The sequence below is a fragment of the Paenibacillus taiwanensis DSM 18679 genome, from assembly GCF_000425125.1.
Taxonomy (GTDB): Bacteria; Bacillota; Bacilli; order Paenibacillales; family Paenibacillaceae; genus Paenibacillus_B; species Paenibacillus_B taiwanensis.
The window spans coordinates 942,029-957,549 of sequence record NZ_KE384307.1 but is presented as its reverse complement, the minus strand read 5'-3'; the positions used below and the strand labels follow the sequence as shown (position 1 = coordinate 957,549).

At 45.5% G+C, this 15,521-nt stretch carries 15 protein-coding genes; 6 read left to right on the top strand and 9 right to left on the bottom strand.

The annotated features are described in order from the left end of the window. Positions 1-201: 201 nt before the first annotated feature. Positions 202-1,335 carry a glycosyltransferase family 4 protein gene (locus tag H509_RS0118335; protein ID WP_028546368.1) on the bottom strand — a complete coding sequence of 378 codons (1,134 nt, stop codon included), beginning with the start codon at positions 1,333-1,335 and terminating at the stop codon, positions 202-204. Between the two features lie 143 nt (positions 1,336-1,478). Between H509_RS0118335 and H509_RS0118330 the strand changes: the two genes are divergently transcribed. Beyond that, positions 1,479-2,651, top strand: a complete 1,173-nt coding sequence (locus H509_RS0118330; RefSeq protein WP_051287333.1) for a GGDEF domain-containing protein — start codon at positions 1,479-1,481, stop codon at positions 2,649-2,651. Between the two features lie 96 nt (positions 2,652-2,747). On the opposite strand, the gene H509_RS0118325 is transcribed toward H509_RS0118330, so the two are convergent. Further along, positions 2,748-3,512, bottom strand: coding sequence for an ABC transporter permease (locus H509_RS0118325; protein WP_028546366.1), 765 nt, complete (start codon positions 3,510-3,512; stop codon positions 2,748-2,750). Further along, a complete protein-coding gene (locus tag H509_RS0118320) occupies positions 3,509-4,465 on the bottom strand; it encodes an ABC transporter ATP-binding protein (protein ID WP_051287331.1) in 957 nt (318 codons plus the stop codon). Before H509_RS0118320 ends, H509_RS0118325 begins: the two co-directional genes overlap by 4 nt. A gap of 309 nt (positions 4,466-4,774) precedes the next feature. Between H509_RS0118320 and H509_RS0118315 the strand changes: the two genes are divergently transcribed. After that, entirely contained in the window at positions 4,775-6,220 is a 1,446-nt protein-coding gene (locus H509_RS0118315) for an RsmB/NOP family class I SAM-dependent RNA methyltransferase (RefSeq protein WP_028546364.1), read from the top strand. Positions 6,221-6,316: 96 nt separating this feature from the next. Here the strand turns inward: H509_RS0118315 and H509_RS0118310 are convergent, their stop codons facing one another. Further along, positions 6,317-7,063: a hypothetical protein gene (locus H509_RS0118310; RefSeq protein WP_036697737.1), complete on the bottom strand. Its 747-nt coding sequence runs from the start codon at positions 7,061-7,063 to the stop codon at positions 6,317-6,319. 241 nt (positions 7,064-7,304) lie between these two features. On the opposite strand from H509_RS0118310, the gene H509_RS28470 reads away from it, so the two are divergent. Next, positions 7,305-7,391 carry a sporulation protein YjcZ gene (locus H509_RS28470; protein WP_157277834.1) on the top strand — a complete coding sequence of 29 codons (87 nt, stop codon included), beginning with the start codon at positions 7,305-7,307 and terminating at the stop codon, positions 7,389-7,391. Between the two features lie 84 nt (positions 7,392-7,475). Here the strand turns inward: H509_RS28470 and H509_RS0118300 are convergent, their stop codons facing one another. Genes H509_RS0118300 through H509_RS0118290 form a run of 3 tightly spaced genes read right to left on the bottom strand, consistent with a single transcriptional unit; the run spans position 7,476 to position 10,699 of the window. After that, positions 7,476-8,279 carry a Cof-type HAD-IIB family hydrolase gene (locus tag H509_RS0118300; RefSeq protein WP_028546362.1) on the bottom strand — a complete coding sequence of 268 codons (804 nt, stop codon included), beginning with the start codon at positions 8,277-8,279 and terminating at the stop codon, positions 7,476-7,478. A 42-nt stretch (positions 8,280-8,321) separates the two neighbouring features. Beyond that, the gene (locus tag H509_RS0118295) at positions 8,322-9,065 is read right to left on the bottom strand and encodes a pseudouridine synthase (protein WP_028546361.1); all 744 of its coding nucleotides are present in this window, start codon (positions 9,063-9,065) and stop codon (positions 8,322-8,324) included. Continuing rightward, complete coding sequence (locus H509_RS0118290; RefSeq protein ID WP_028546431.1) at positions 9,065-10,699, bottom strand: RsmB/NOP family class I SAM-dependent RNA methyltransferase; 1,635 nt, start codon at positions 10,697-10,699, stop codon at positions 9,065-9,067. The genes H509_RS0118295 and H509_RS0118290 overlap by 1 nt, the downstream gene beginning before the upstream one ends. 229 nt (positions 10,700-10,928) lie before the next feature. Here H509_RS0118290 and H509_RS0118280 point away from each other — a divergent pair, with 229 nt between their 5' ends. The 3 genes from H509_RS0118280 to H509_RS0118270 are packed head-to-tail and all read left to right on the top strand — an operon-like array spanning position 10,929 to position 14,113. Next, on the top strand, positions 10,929-11,630 hold the full coding sequence (locus H509_RS0118280; protein ID WP_028546360.1) for an ABC transporter ATP-binding protein: 702 nt from the start codon (positions 10,929-10,931) through the stop codon (positions 11,628-11,630). Continuing rightward, a complete protein-coding gene (locus H509_RS0118275) occupies positions 11,627-12,982 on the top strand; it encodes an ABC transporter permease (protein WP_028546359.1) in 1,356 nt (451 codons plus the stop codon). The genes H509_RS0118280 and H509_RS0118275 overlap by 4 nt, the downstream gene beginning before the upstream one ends. 42 nt (positions 12,983-13,024) lie before the next feature. Beyond that, positions 13,025-14,113: an efflux RND transporter periplasmic adaptor subunit gene (locus H509_RS0118270; RefSeq protein WP_028546358.1), complete on the top strand. Its 1,089-nt coding sequence runs from the start codon at positions 13,025-13,027 to the stop codon at positions 14,111-14,113. Positions 14,114-14,226: 113 nt separating this feature from the next. Here H509_RS0118270 and H509_RS0118265 read toward each other — a convergent pair whose 3' ends face one another. Together H509_RS0118265 and yjbM are read right to left on the bottom strand one after the other, a co-directional pair. Beyond that, positions 14,227-14,700, bottom strand: a complete 474-nt coding sequence (locus H509_RS0118265; protein ID WP_245596141.1) for a DUF309 domain-containing protein — start codon at positions 14,698-14,700, stop codon at positions 14,227-14,229. Next, positions 14,651-15,466: a GTP diphosphokinase gene (yjbM, locus tag H509_RS0118260; protein ID WP_028546356.1), complete on the bottom strand. Its 816-nt coding sequence runs from the start codon at positions 15,464-15,466 to the stop codon at positions 14,651-14,653. The genes H509_RS0118265 and yjbM overlap by 50 nt, the downstream gene beginning before the upstream one ends. Positions 15,467-15,521 lie beyond the last annotated feature (55 nt).

Sequence of the window (15,521 nt, the reverse complement as noted above, 5' to 3'; positions counted from 1 at the left end):
ACTACATGAACTGCCCTTATTATAACGTATCCGAAACAACAAGAACACACGTACGCCATTCTTCGTTGTTTACGATTTACAATGTAATCCCCCAGATGTATATCCCTAAATTAGGATCAACCCTACTCGAAAGTGTCGCCATCGCCGTTGTTGTTAAAAGACACGAAAAAACCGACACCCCCATCATGTCGGTCTTTCAATTTATTCGGATACAGGTTTGTATTTGACATAAGTGCACTTTAATTCATTCACAATTCGGCTTAACGAGTAGGTTTGCTTTGCTTTGGTCCATGCTGCTCGCGCCAGCTCATAACGGAAAGAAGAATCCATCATGACACGCTCCAACGCATCACACAAGGCAATCGGCTGATTGGGCGGGACAAGCAGCCCATTGACACCATCTTCAATCTGCTCAGGAATTCCACCTACAGCGGTTCCAACCAGCGCAAGCCAACAGAGAGCTGCCTCTGCAAAAACGGACCCAAAAGCTTCCGCCCGTGAAGGCAGGACAAAGATATCCGCGAATGGCATAAATTCCTCAGGGTGAAGCATATATCCATAAAAAATGGTCTCATCATAAATACCGAGTCGCTGCGCCATCTGCTCTAATTGTTCCCTTATGGGGCCGTCACCAATAATATGTAACACATAAGCATGCCCGCGCCTTTTTAACTCCGCACAGGCTTCGAGCAATATGTCCATTCCTTTAGCTGGTACAAGTCGAGACACTGTAATGAGCTGCGGAACAGCGTTGTCATGTGCAATCGGCTTAAATCGTTTCTCATCGAATCCATTCGGCAATACTGTAATTCGATCGACCTGTTCCACATAATTGGTCAAATAACGTTTAAAGGCCTCTGACACGGTCATCATCTCATCGACTTGATACTCAAGCTCTCGATACAATGCGGTCAGAAAACGGTGCTCAGGCCCATCCGCTTGGATCTTCCCGTTCAGGATGAGCTCGCGCTCAAAGCTGGAGTGAAGTGTCATCACAATTGGCGTATCAGGAAATAACCGCTTCATCGCTAATGCCGCAATCGGATGATGGGCATGTATAAGATCATATGATTTCTGGATGCGCAGTTTCGTCCACCATACATAGTCACGATACGTCTGCATGTACTTTTGAACGATTGGACAATTTCCGTATGCCGTCCAGTCAAAAGTTGCAAATGTTAGCTGCTCCGAGCCCTTGCCTCGAATACGCTTCGGAAGTGAGAACAGCTCCATTTCCCAGTTTGGCGTCTGAAACCGCTCTAAAATATAAGGAACCATGGAGGAGACCCCACCCGGTTGTTCCGGAGGGAAAAACAAAGCCTGTAAAATATTCATCGCTGTTCCTCCTTTTCTTCGCTTTTCGCCTACCATTGTTTATGATATATTAGAACATATTTTGCCGTAAAGTAATTGGCCATTATCGAATATTATCCAATTGCGTAATATCATACTAGAATAACCTATTAGGAGTGCCTCACATGAAAGAAGTTCTGCATTTCTTACTTACAGAAAGAGATGTAGTCGCGCTGACCACGATGTGTTTATTATACATCATGTTGATCATGCTGCTGATGTCTGTTCGATTGTATTCAAAGCAGCGTTCATCCGCTTACGTGATCCTGTTTGCGGGTATTGTGATGATGATCGTTGATCGCACCATTGCCCTTCTGGACTTCTCTTTACAAGAGAGAACCTTGCAATTGCTGAGCATAAGTAGAGCTGCGCTTGTTACGCTGTCGTTTATTTTTGTTAATATTGCCGTACTTCGACTATATAAACGAATTAATCGACCAATGAGGTTACGTTTTATCCTTATGATTGTTGGTGTTCCTCTTGTGTCCGTCATCGCTGCCCTAATCGCTGCGCCAGAGCAGAACGTGCTTACTTCTACGTGGCCATTGATAGCTTATCAAGCCGTAATCGCTGTCCTATGTTATGTGCTGATTGCACCACGAATTAGTCAGCAAGGACGTTATACGTTTAGTCTGGTTGTTCACCTTGGCATCCTATTAACGATTACACTTAACATCACCCTAACAAACGGGACCAGTTCTTCTTTACTGATGACTCAACACGTGGTCACTCTTTGTTATTATACGATCCTATTTTTCTTGTTCTTTGAACGTATTGTGGAGAATTTGCAGACGACCTATCGTTCCTCGATTACCGATGGTCTTACCGGCTTATACAACCGCAGGTATATGCATCAGCGGATGAATCAATTTATCGCTGGTAAGCCGAAGCAAGTGTCCTTGATCTTTTGTGATATTGACAATTTTAAGCGATTAAATGATACAAAGGGTCACTTATTTGCAGACGAGGTACTCAAAACAGTAGCTCAGATTGTACGCGAAGAGGTAGAAGATATCGGGCTCGCTGGCCGTTTTGGCGGAGAGGAAATTATTGCCTTTATTGCGCAACGTAAAGCGAAGCCGTCTGTTATTGCAGAATCGATCCGCTCGCGAATAGAAGCTGAAGCAGGGGTGACAATTAGTATCGGTTATAGTGTGTTACGACCTAAAATGTCAATCGATCAATTAGTTAAGGAAGCGGATGAAGCGATGTATTATTCCAAGCAAAATGGCAAAAACCGCGTCTCCTTTTATGGGGAAATCAAACATTTCCTCTCGCCCATTAAACACATTAAATAATAATATCGGTAGTCGTATTAGTATATGAAGCGCTACCATCAAAAAATCCCACTGACTTTATCTTGTTATATAAGGTCAGTGGGATTTGCTATTTATTTATTGTACATCACGTTTGTTAAAGAAGAAAATCGTGATTAGAAGCAGCACCATTATGTACACTCCATAAATCAGTGCCGCAAGACCAAATGATGCGCCATCATAAGGCAATGATGCGCCTTGATCCTTAAAGTATACGCCCCAGTTCAAGTTAGGGAAAATTAGAAATTTATACCACGCCTTGGATGCAAACATCCCCATTAAAGGTCCCACGATCGATTGGAGGGCAATCGGTATAATAATCGATATTCCTAGGCTCTTGGTTAATACTGCAACCGTAAACGCAAGCAGTGAATAGAACAGCAGCCCTGGAATGGAAAATCCAAGCTTCGCCAACACCCCACCTAGAGTGGTTGTCGTTGCTCCATTAAATAATATGATCCCAGTAAGATAACCGATAATCGTGCTGATGAGATAGACAGACAATACGATAACAACTAGATTGACAAGCTTCGACATTAAAATTGTCGTCCGACTTGCAGGGCGTATTAACAGCTGCTTGATCGTCCCGTCCTTGTACTCATCTGTAATGATCTGTGCAGAGACGACTATCATAAAGTACAGTGTTACAATAGAAGCGATGTCAACTGTCGTATCCAAGAAATCCATCGAACTGAATTCCCCAGCAGACTTAAAAATAAATAAACGCATAATCGTTCCTAACGCCACAATCATAATAAACAAAAATGCATAGTAATAAGGAAGCTGCCGCTTGCTATTGGCCTTCATCCACTCATTGCTTACGAGACCTGCAAAGTAACTCATTGAATATGGCCTCCTTTTGTCATCGATAAGAATGTATCTTCCAAAGTCGGTGTAACGGCGCGAACCTCGTACAATTTAACGCCATTACGTACCAAGTGTTCGATCACCGTTGGAATATCTTCATTCATCAACAACAAAGTGAGAGAAGAACCCGCCGATGCGGTTATGTTCCACTCTGTATCCGCCAAAACAGTCTTCGCATGCTCACCATCCCCAACACGCAGTTGAATAGAGCGCGCCTCAGTCGCATTACCTTCCGCATTCGGGTCAAGCACACGTTCGCCAACAAATTTACCATTTTGGATAATAAGTACACGATCACACATCAATTCGATCTCAGACAATAAGTGGCTCGATACGAGAATTGAAATGTTCTCTTCTTTCGCCAAGCGGCGCAAATAATCACGCAGTTCACGGATACCCGCAGGGTCCAATCCGTTTGTAGGCTCATCCAAAATGAGTATGGACGGGTTGTGCAGCAAAGCTTGAGCAATACCAAGTCGTTGTCTCATACCAAGCGAGTAGTTTTTCACTTTTTTATCTAACGCCTTGTCCAGTTCAACAAGCTTGACGATCTCATCAATCCGTTCCTGTGAGATCGGTTTGCCACTCATACGTGCAAAGTGAAGCAAATTTTTCTTGCCTGTCATAAACTTGTACAATTCAGGATTCTCGACGATTGCTCCAACGTGCGCCATCGCTTTGGACCGTTCATTCGCGACATTGTGGCCTTCAATAATAACTTCCCCAGAAGTCATTGCCATTAAGCCCACCATCATCCGAATAGTAGTAGTCTTACCTGCACCGTTCGGTCCTAGAAATCCATAAACTTCACCTCGGCGCACACTGAACGATAAATTATCAATAAGCGTTTTACCGCCAATTATTTTCGTCACATTTTTTAGCTCTACAACGATATCGTTCACATTCCCACCCCTCTCATGATCCCACATTTACATTGCTATTCTCATTTAGCATGTCTTGCTTTTATAATCTTTTTCTCTATCTATACTTTACAAACTTCGCTATCATTTGACCACTTACATTTTCGTAAGTTTTCACAATATTACATTATATTACATAATTATATCTTCGCGCAACCTGTTTCTTCTTTATAAATCCACATGTAAGGCGTAACCATCCACTGTTTTATCCATCCCCATTTCTCCTACGCATTAACCATATTGCAAAAGAGAGCAATTTTTCGGTAAAATGTTAACGCATGATTCAGCAAATTTGTAAGAGCAAGGGGTTTAGTCCGAATGTATCCACTTAAACAACAACTTCCTGATTTATATCGCCAACAAATGACGTCCCTTCTGCAGGAAGATGCTGCCGCATTTTTTGCAAGTTACGAACATCCTCGTACATACGGCCTGCGTGTCCATCCAGACAAATGGAGCCTACATGATACAGCACGTCAGCAAGCGTTGCAACAATTTGCTCTTGCTCCCGTTGCATGGTGCAGCGAAGGTTATACGTATCGTGAGCAGACAAGGCCGGGAAGACACCCTTACCATGCAGCAGGACTATATTATATTCAGGAGCCGTCTGCTATGTCAGCCGTTGCCATGCTTGATCCGCAGCCAGGTGAAACGATTTTGGATCTGGCAGCCGCTCCTGGTGGCAAAAGCACACACATTGCTGGCAGAATGCAGGGCAAAGGATTGCTCGTGTCAAATGAAATTCATCGTGAGCGGGCACGTATTCTGGCTAGTAACATAGAACGGATGGGAATGACAAATGTAGTCGTGGTTAATTCTGATCCTGACTCGTTAGCCCTACGCTTCCCTGAAGCTTTTGATCGTATTATGTTGGACGCCCCTTGCTCAGGCGAGGGAATGTTTCGCAAAGATCCAGATGCGATCGAGGAATGGTCGCCTGACCATGTGCAAATGTGTGCGGCAAGACAATGGGATATCGTTCAAGCCGCTGTGCGTATGCTGAAGCCAGGGGGCACGATTGCATATTCAACCTGCACCTTTAATGAGCAGGAAAATGAACAATTGATTGACCGCTGGATTCAAGCATACCCTCAGTTCCGGCTTATCCAAACGGAACGCATTTGGCCTCACCTTCATACTGGAGAAGGACACTTTGTTGCTGTACTCCGTCTCGAGGAGTCATTGACCGGCGTTATCGCTGTCGGCAGCAGTCAGGCAGGCAAGTCAGCATCAATAAGCAAGCGGCCAAAAGGCAGGTCGGCTAAGCACAATGGCGACTCGCGCGCACGCCAAGAGGCAGAGACCGCCTATCGTGCATTTCAGGAATGGGCGCAACAACATTTAGCACAATGGACACCAGGCCCCGGGGAAGCTCTATTATATGGTGAAGAGTTATATTGGCTGCCGCATCCCTTCAATGATACCGCATTAAAGCTGTCGCCGGATTTTTTATCAGGAATGCGGGTTCCACGTCCAGGGCTTCATCTTGCGCATATGAGAAAAAATCGGGTCGAACCCGCCCATGCACTCGCGTTGTCGCTGCAAAGCGCGTCATGTGTCCATTCGGTGTGGGACTTGACTTCTAGTTCCGACCAAGTGAAAGCCTATTTGAGAGGTGAAACGATTACAGCAGTACCTGGCGAGAAAGCAGCCTCTTGCAAGGGGTGGACGCTAGTTACTACGGACGGTCTCCCGCTCGGATGGGGAAAAGTATCTGATGGCATCCTGAAAAATCATTATCCAAAAGGACTTCGCACGTCTTAGTCAGATGTCCTCACATGCAAATAAACCTCCAACCCGCTTCTGCTTTGCAGTTATCGGGGTGGAGGTTTGTTTGCATCTTAGAAAGACATCGCATCGTCATCTACGCGCTGATAGCAGACACTCGTCAATGATCTCATTATGAAACATCATATTGAGATGCAAGACAGTAAAGGTTTGCTCCTTTAACAGCTCCAGCATAATCGCATTGGCAGCACGGTCTCGATCTTGGCTCGTTCCAGGGATACGAAAATCTATATAACCCGAGAGTTGTTCACCGTTTGTATCAATTGTAGCCGTTCCGAGTGGAAGCGAGCCGGATGCTGTGCTGTATACGTCATACAGCAGCGTATCACCATCGTCCCGTGCCAGCAGCACTTGGATATCGTCAAATGAAAATCGTTCCCTTGCCTGTTGAAGCGGTGAAGGAACTAACTCAGCATCGAAATTTGTTAATAGCTCTTCTTCAGATGCATCATTAAGCTCATCCACCATTATGTTGTTGTAGGAGGAGACACAAGAGCTGACTCCGACATCAAACGTATCACCGCACTCGCTTTGTAAGCTAATTATTTTGGAACAATCCCCTGCTAAAATGGATACTTCCAGTTCATGTGCACCTATTGCAGCACCTAAATGCTGGACATACCGCTCTACGTAAGCTTCCAACTGCTCCCGTATCTCATCATCACTTACCGCTTCCTGATCTATTACAAATACACCTTGCATACGAACCTGCTCACGGTACAACAGAAATAAGGTGCCTGCGTAGATGTCATCCAGCCTCACATCCATCGTTTCACCGCCAGCCGTCTTAAAATCCGGCCTAAGTTCAATAGTTGCCATCATATACACCTCCGATCAGCGCACGGAATCGTAATGCGCCTGCGATTAGCCTTCCCCCTAATCACGTGTGCACATTCGCCCAAATTGCAAAAATCATGACAACTGTCCAAACCGGATCAAGGCGATAGCATACTATACACTATACCGAATGACGGACGTCTCCGTCGCATCCTCCAACTGCCCGGGACGTAAACCCGATTCGGTGTGGGCCCATCTACATTGCAAAGGGAGGAATTATACGATGAGTGCTGTAGCAGGTTTCACTTCCACGGGTGTTATTTTGGTATTGTTCATCCTGTTGGTTATTGTGTCCCGTGCCATTATTTAACTCCAACGACAGAACGTTACCACGATCAGGAGGGGAGGGGCTACCCCTCCTTTTTGTTGACGGCATAACAAGGATATATGAGGATTAGAGGCAATATTTTAGCAGCGCTTCATGAACCCCGTTCTCATTGTTCGTTAAGGTGATGTCATCCGCAGCAGTTTTAACATCTAACGGTGAATTGTCCATAGCAATCCCAATGCCAGCATATTGAATCATCGTCATATCATTATAATAGTTACCGATAGCTAAAATGTTGTGACGATCCAGTCCTCTCGACTGCGCGAGTTGTTTAAGCGCGTTTCCTTTTGTTGCCTCTGGATGCATAACATCAATAAAGTAGTCACCTGAACGAATGAACTGTAATTCATGCGTCCACTGGTTTAGTTCTGCCTCGACTAGATCCATTCGGTCCTTCATGCCACTCATCGTCAGTTTTAGCAGCGGCTCCTCAAGACCATCCCATCCTGGAAACACTTGCGGTGTAATAAGAAATTGCTTATATAAATCCAACACTTCGTCTGTAAGCACTTCTACACTATCTACATACAAATGAAAAGCTGTATTCACGTCAAAATGAACGTGCTGCTCACGGCAATAGGACATGTAAACCTCCAATTGTTTGCGCGCCATCGTGAAATTGTGTAAATTTCTGCGCCCATTGGATGCGATTGTAGCAGCGCCATTATGAGTAATTACAATACCCTCTAATCCAAGCTGCTCCAGGTAAGGCAGCGTACTGCTTGGACTGCGACCTGTACACAACACAATTTCGACGCCTTGCTGTGCCACCTTACGTATCGTCTCTGCATTTTGATCCGATAAAGTATGATCGTCATGCAGCAGTGTCCCGTCCATATCCAGTGCAACCATTTTAATATCTGTCCTCATCTGTAACCCTCCACCCTGTTCTATCTCTATTATTTGATACTCTTATTGTGTTCCCTCTTGTAACAATTCCAGCTCTTCAGACGTTAATTCCCGCCATTCACCTAGCTTTAAGGACGGATCAAGCCGCAGCGATCCCATCGTCAGCCTTTTCAAATAAATGACCTGCTTGCCTACCGCTTCAAACATACGCTTCACTTGATGAAATTTGCCCTCTGTTATCGTTAGTTCGATATCGGAAAGTGTGATGTCCTCATCCTCATCTACCGCTTGGATGACTAACACAGCAGGCTGCGTCATATAACCATCATCAAGCGTCACTCCTGCTTGAAAGGCTGCCACGTCGTCCGCATCTACCTTGCCGCGTACTTTTGCGTAATACGTCTTGGCAACATGCCTGCGTGGCGACAGCAGCGCATGTGCAAGCTTGCCATCATTGGATAGCAGCAGCAGCCCTTCCGTATCTTTGTCCAATCGCCCTACGGGGAATGGCTCAAACACTTTTAGTTCCTCGGGAAGCAGATCAAGTACGGTGCGTTCCTTGTGGTCCTCGGTTGCCGAGATGACCCCTGGTGGCTTATGCAGCATGACATAGATAAATTCTCGATACTGTATCCGCTCACCGTTTAAATAGATTTCATCCTGCTCAGGATCCACTTGCTTGCCACTATCTTTCATAATCGTTCCATTAACGACGATTAGTCCCATCTTCGCCCACTTTTTAATTTCAGAGCGTGTGCCACATCCCATATGTCCCATTAATTTATCAAGTCTCATTTTAGCAGCCATTACGACATCCACCTCCAAGCCGCAGGATATTCATTTTTAAGGATTCCATTGACCCACTTGCCAAATCCTATTGGACAATCGTGAAGGGTTACAAGCACATAACCTTTGGGCTCTGTTTGCTCTTTCAGCTCAAGTGCATTTTCGTGAATAGTCAGTGTATCACCACGCAAATAAGAAACTACATCAGCATGTCCGATCGTAAGCGGGTATACCCTTCTAGCTTGTCCTACACGCAATCCAAGGGCAAACGCATGTGAAGGTTCAAAGCGTTCTCCCTTATAGGTGCCCACAAACCAACCTGGTCTGACTACACGCAGCGTAGAGAGAACTTCAATTGGCAACGGACTGACGTAAGCGTATGAGCCGATGCATACATTAAGTTCGGGAACCGTACCCGAGAAGTGCTCTTTATAAAAACGTACAAATGGTTCACATTGATCATAATCTGGCTTATATAAACCTTTTTTGTTACTTGCCGTCCTTGTTTGACGAGGATCTTGGTTTAATTTTCCAGTTCGCTTGCGTGAATTCTGAGAATGGTCTTGCCCACGCTGACGTAATCGCCCACCTCGCTCCTGCTTGCTGGCGGTTAACTGATCCTTAGCTAGATCATAACATTGATATGGCGCCTGCTCGTCTGACGGACAAGCTATACTAAATTCCGCCGCATGTTGACGTTGTCGTTTCCCTCCCCGTGTGAGCACAGCGACATAATGTCCTTCACCCTTAACATGGTGGGGCCACAATCGTATCGTACGTGATACAGCCGCCACGGCATCAGACGACGCCTCCCAGTTATGCTCACGCAAGCAGTCTGAAGCCCATTCTGGGCGACCTGGCTTCATCCCATGCGAGAGCGGTACTTCAACAACCGAATAATCCGGATGCTTCGTCAAAAATCGGGCAACTGCCGCTTCGTTTTCTTCTGGTGAAAACGTGCAGGTTGAGTAAACTAATCGTCCACCTGGCGCTACCAATTTAGCTGCACTGTCCAAAATATCCTGCTGCATTGCAGCATACGACAATACAGGCTCCCGCTCCCATGCCTTTACCATCTCAGGGTCTTTGCGGAACATCCCTTCGCCCGAACAAGGCGCATCCACTAGCACTTTATCAAAAAACTCCGGCAGCGCGTCAGCAATACGCTCTGGCTGTTCATTTAATACCACCGCACGAGTTACTCCATATAACTCCATGTTACGAACAAGTGCCTTGGTCCGATCCGGATGAATATCGTTAGTTACTAGTATCCCGTCTTGGCCCATTCGTGCCGCAATTTGCACAGACTTTCCGCCTGGTGCCGCACATAAATCCAATACGCGGTCACCCTGCTCCACACCAAGATACTCAACTGGTGTCATGGCACTTGGCTCTTGTATATAGTACATCCCTGCGTAATAAAAGGGATGCTTGCCTGGCCGTGCATCCTCTGAAATATAAAATCCATCCGCTGTCCAAGGGATCGGTTCTATCGGAAGCGGAAACAACTTCTTAAATTGATCAACTTCCATCTTCAATGTATTCACACGAAGCCCCGCATACGGGGCGTGATGATAGCTGTCCATAAACGATGGATACTCCTCACCTAAACGGGAGCTCATCGCACCTAGAAATGCTGTCGGCAGCGCCTTCATGCTTTCATCCTTCCTCTTTATACTTGTTGAGCGAGTAGACAACATTGAACATAGCATATCATGATTTTCACAAATTTTGAAACGATTGAAGGCCCCCTCTATCGCTGCTCGTCCGACTAATGTTACATTATTGTAATGTAGGGTAAATTGTAGGAACTTCTTATGTTGCGTCTCGTATGTAACTTTAGTAGATTCTAACCATACTCGAAATATAGAAAGGGGGCGCCGCATGCTCAAGGTTGAACAATTATCACATACGTTCCGAAATGGACCTGAGCTAACGAAAGTGCTTCATCATATTGACTTTCAGGTAGATAAGGGTGATATGATCGCCTTGCTCGGCAGTTCGGGCTCCGGCAAATCAACGCTGCTAAATCTCATGGCAGGTCTGATGAAGCCGACAGAAGGGACCATATACATAGCAGGGCATGACATCGTCAAGATGAACGAGAACCAGCTGGCGGAGTTTCGCCGTTCGAACATCGGCTTTATTTTCCAAGCTTACGAACTTATACCTAACCTTACCGTTCGGGAAAATATCGAACTCCCGCTTGTTTTCCAAGGCATTTCACCTAGCAAACGAAAAGAAAAAGCGAAGCAGCTGCTTGAGCAAGTCGGGATACCCGACAAGGGTGAGCTGTTCACCTCTCAGTTGTCTGGTGGTCAGCAGCAGCGTGTCAGTATCGCACGTTCCTTAATTACCGAGCCCTCTGTCATCTTTGCAGACGAGCCAACAGGCAACTTGGATACGCGAACGGAGGAAGAGATTATCGCCATTTTGAAACATCTGAACAAGACGATGAGTACCACCTTTATTATCGTTACCCACGAACGTGAGGTAGCCGATCACACCAAGCGTGTCATTACGCTCAGGGATGGTCATCTAGTGGAAGATCAAGCCCCTGTCACTGTTGAAGGAGGCACAGCATGAGAGCACGCGACTATATGAGCCTTGCCATAGACCAACTACGGAGACGAAAAGTCGTCACTGGACTATGCTCCGCCGGTATCTCCATCGGTTGTGCAGCTATCATCGTTGCAATGAGCCTCGGTCAATCCGCACAGATCTACGCCGAAAAAGAACTTAACTCCTTCCTCAAGATGGATGAAATTACAGTAACCCCGATCCAAAACAAAGGCGACGAGGTTAATAAAGATGTAGACAATAGAGGCAAACTGACGAAGCAGAAGCTGAATTTGGTTCGTAATCTTCCTCATGTCAAGGCTGCGTCACCATTTGAAGAGGTCGGATACTTCTCCATGCACACAACAGATGATCGTAGTAACAATGTGCAGGTCATCGGGACCGATTTGGAGCAGCTTGCCAACTTCAATCATCAGTTTCGTCAAGGAGGTCCCTCTGACGTAGCGGACACCATCATTCTTAATTACGGTGCGGAGTATGGCCTTCTGGATAGAGCAACATTAGAGCCACTTATACAGAAGCAAAATCAAGACCCTTTTAACGAGGAAATTACGCAGCAACTGGAAAATATTCAAAAGCTGCACACGCCGTTATTTCAACGGCAGGTACGATTCGAACGAGCTGACACGGCAGATCAGCACAAGCCTACTACTAGCACGATGCGGATTACGAGCGTCATCAAGAAACCGGCCGACGCATCAACCGATTCTGCCAAGTACGATAAGAAAGCCTATACTTCACTGGAAACAGCCGCACTTATCCGTGAACAGCTAAAGCTGAATCAAGGGCCGGATGCGCCCCCTGCAAGTGAAGTCGGTACATATAAGTCTATTCTTGTTAAAGTAGACGATCAGAATAATGTAGAGCAAGTCGAGAAGCAAATAAAGAAGCTTATGCTTAATACACAGACGAATCTCAAGCAGAAAGAGCGCTTGGAAGATACATTTAAGATGGTACGGACGATTGCACTCGGTGTCGGTTTGTTCGTACTCGTCATAGCCTCGATTTCCATCGTTGTTGCGATGACGATGTCTACCCATCAACGCCGTCGACAAATCGGGATTATGAAAGTTCTCGGCGCTAATTTGAGGCAAATACGCAATATGTTTATTATAGAAGCCGCATTGCTTGGTTTATTGGGCGGACTTATTGGCGTTATGATCTCTTATTGGCTAGTATGGGGCATTAACGGGGCTGCTGCACGTGCAACTGAAGCAGGTCAAGGATTTATTTTTATCCCACTCATCAATATTCCATTAGGCATATTTTTTGCAGTGCTTACGGGTGTGTTATCCGGTATATATCCTGCGCTCAGCGCTTCACGCACCGATGCATTAACAGCTATTAAGCGTGATTAGAATAGCAGCGTCCAACAGATCTCGAGGAGGAAACAAAATCAAATGAAAAAAACAATAAAATGGGTTGTCATACTAGGCTTGCTAGCCGTTATCAGTTATGGGTTGTACACTTTCGCCAATCCTGCTGCGCCTGATGCAGCCAACAAAAACGCAAATGCCGTCACTTTTGAAGTGACACAGGAAGACTTAGTACGCAACATTGAAGTAAAAGGTAAATCCTCATACGAAACCGAAACGATTGTTTATGCACCGTTTAACGCCAAAGTAAAGCAATGGACCGTAAAAGACGCCCAACAGGTATCAAAAGGTGACACTCTCTTCCAACTAGATCCAACAGAGCTAGAACATGAGATCGCGCAAACTGAAGCGGAGCTGAAGAAGAAGAAACTTGAAGAGCAATTGGTTAAGTTCCAAGCGACAGTTAATAGCGAAACGGGTATGATGGGTATGACAGAAGACGAGGTCAAAAAGCAATTTGTGCAAAAGGAAACGGCTCGCTTGCAGCAAGAGCTTGGCAGTGTATCTCGTGACATTCAACTGCAAGAGATGGCTGAGAAACGTAAGAAGATTGCGGCAGCCCGCTTCTCTTCACCTGCTACTGGTATTTTCCTCTATGATGAGGCCAGCAAGCTGCCCCAAGTAGTGCAGGAAAATGCCCGCATTGGCAAAATTGTAGATACGAAGAAGCTACAGCTAGTATCCCTTGTAGGTGAGCAAGATATTTTCTCCATCAAAGTTGGCATGCCTGTAAAAGTAAAAATTAATGCCATGAAGGAAGTACCTTTAAAAGGTAAAGTACTAAAAGTATCCAAATTTGCTAAGAGTGGTACAGATCAGCCTTCAACAACGTCAAACCAAGCCGTACAATTCGAAGTGATTATTAGTTTGGAAGCGAACCAGAACCTTATCGCAGGATTAAGCTTAACAGGCCAAGTCGAAGCTGCACGCAAGCCAAATGTAATTGTAGCGCCAACGGTTGCTATTATGAAACAGCAGGACAAAGCTTACGTTCAAGTGCAGAAAGCAGATGGCCAAGTGGAGCGCCGTGACATTAAGATTGGCATGGAAACTCCCGACAAAACTGAAATTATTGAAGGCCTGAAGCCAGGGGAAACCGTTATACTGCAATAAGCTGGTAATTGACATAATAATTCTGGTAGACATACAACTTAAAGTGCACAAGCAAAGAGCCAAGGAAGCCTACTCCTTGGCTCTTTTCACTTAGAACGTTGCTTATAACTATGCTATTTGTCTAATAGACCGTCTTCCGTATCAACCACATCAGAAAGCGAGCATGCCAATACTGCATCCGCTAATTCATAGTCTGCTATCGTAATCGTCAAATGCTCCAGCGGGACAACATCTTCTGACCTTTGTAACGCCTCTAGCAGCCTGAGCGTATCATGGCGAAGAAGGTCAAGCCGAATCCCCAGTTCCAAATCTGCATAGCTATCAAGCTTATGCAAAGCGGCTTCCCATAACTTCACAGCACCCGCATTGTTCCCATTATGCCAATGATGTAGTCCAACTGCCACTTGCAGCAACCCTTGATAGATCGGCTTGCGTCCTTCTTCAAGCCACAATTCCTCCATCACATCATGACAAGCATAATAATCCCGTTCCTCATTAAACAGCTTCACAAACGCCACATACAGCCGATCATAGCCGTTATTCGTCATCTGCGCTCCGACTGCTTCTTTTGGCGGTGCTAATCGCATGAATAAGATCCTCTTCGAGTCTTCTTAAGCCCGGCAGATCATTTTGCTCCCACAATTCGTTAAACCGGAGTTGGAAATGAATTGCTTCTGTAATCTTATGATAAAAATATAGCTCTTGGATAAAGGACAAACAATTTTGCACAATCTTAGACTTATCTTCAAAGCTCCGCTGCGCATCCAATATTTCATGTCTAATACTTGTCATCTCATTATCAAGAATAAATGCAGCCTCAGCGGCCTTCTTTAGCCGATCTCTTACATCGTCTGGCAGGCTGTCTCTATATTTATAATTCAGAGAGTGCTCAATCGTTGCCCAGAAATTCATCGCCAGCGTGCGTATTTGAATCTCTGCCAGTACGATCTTCTGTCCTAGCGCCGTCTGAACCGGATATTCAACGATCATATGAAAGCTTCGATAACCACTGTCCTTGAAGTTGGTAATGTAGTCCTTCTCATACAATACGCTCATATCTTTACGATTGCGAATGAGCTGTGCCACATAACGAATATCTTCGACAAACTGGCACATAATGCGGATACCCGCAATATCCTCTATCCCACGTTCAATATGTTCCCGGGGAACATCAAGCCGCCTTGCTTTCTCCAAAATGCTCGAAATACGTTTGACACGACCTGTCACAAACTCAATAGGTGCGTATTCCTCCCGCTTCTTCAGCTCTGAGCGTAGCGTCTTGAATTTGACCTTCAGCTCCTCGACGGCCTGTTCATAAGGCAGCAAAAATTTTCCCCAATCTCTTCCGTCCATCCGAACGCCTCCTGTCCGTCCAACCGTTCATCCAGCACATTGTATAGTTGCACTG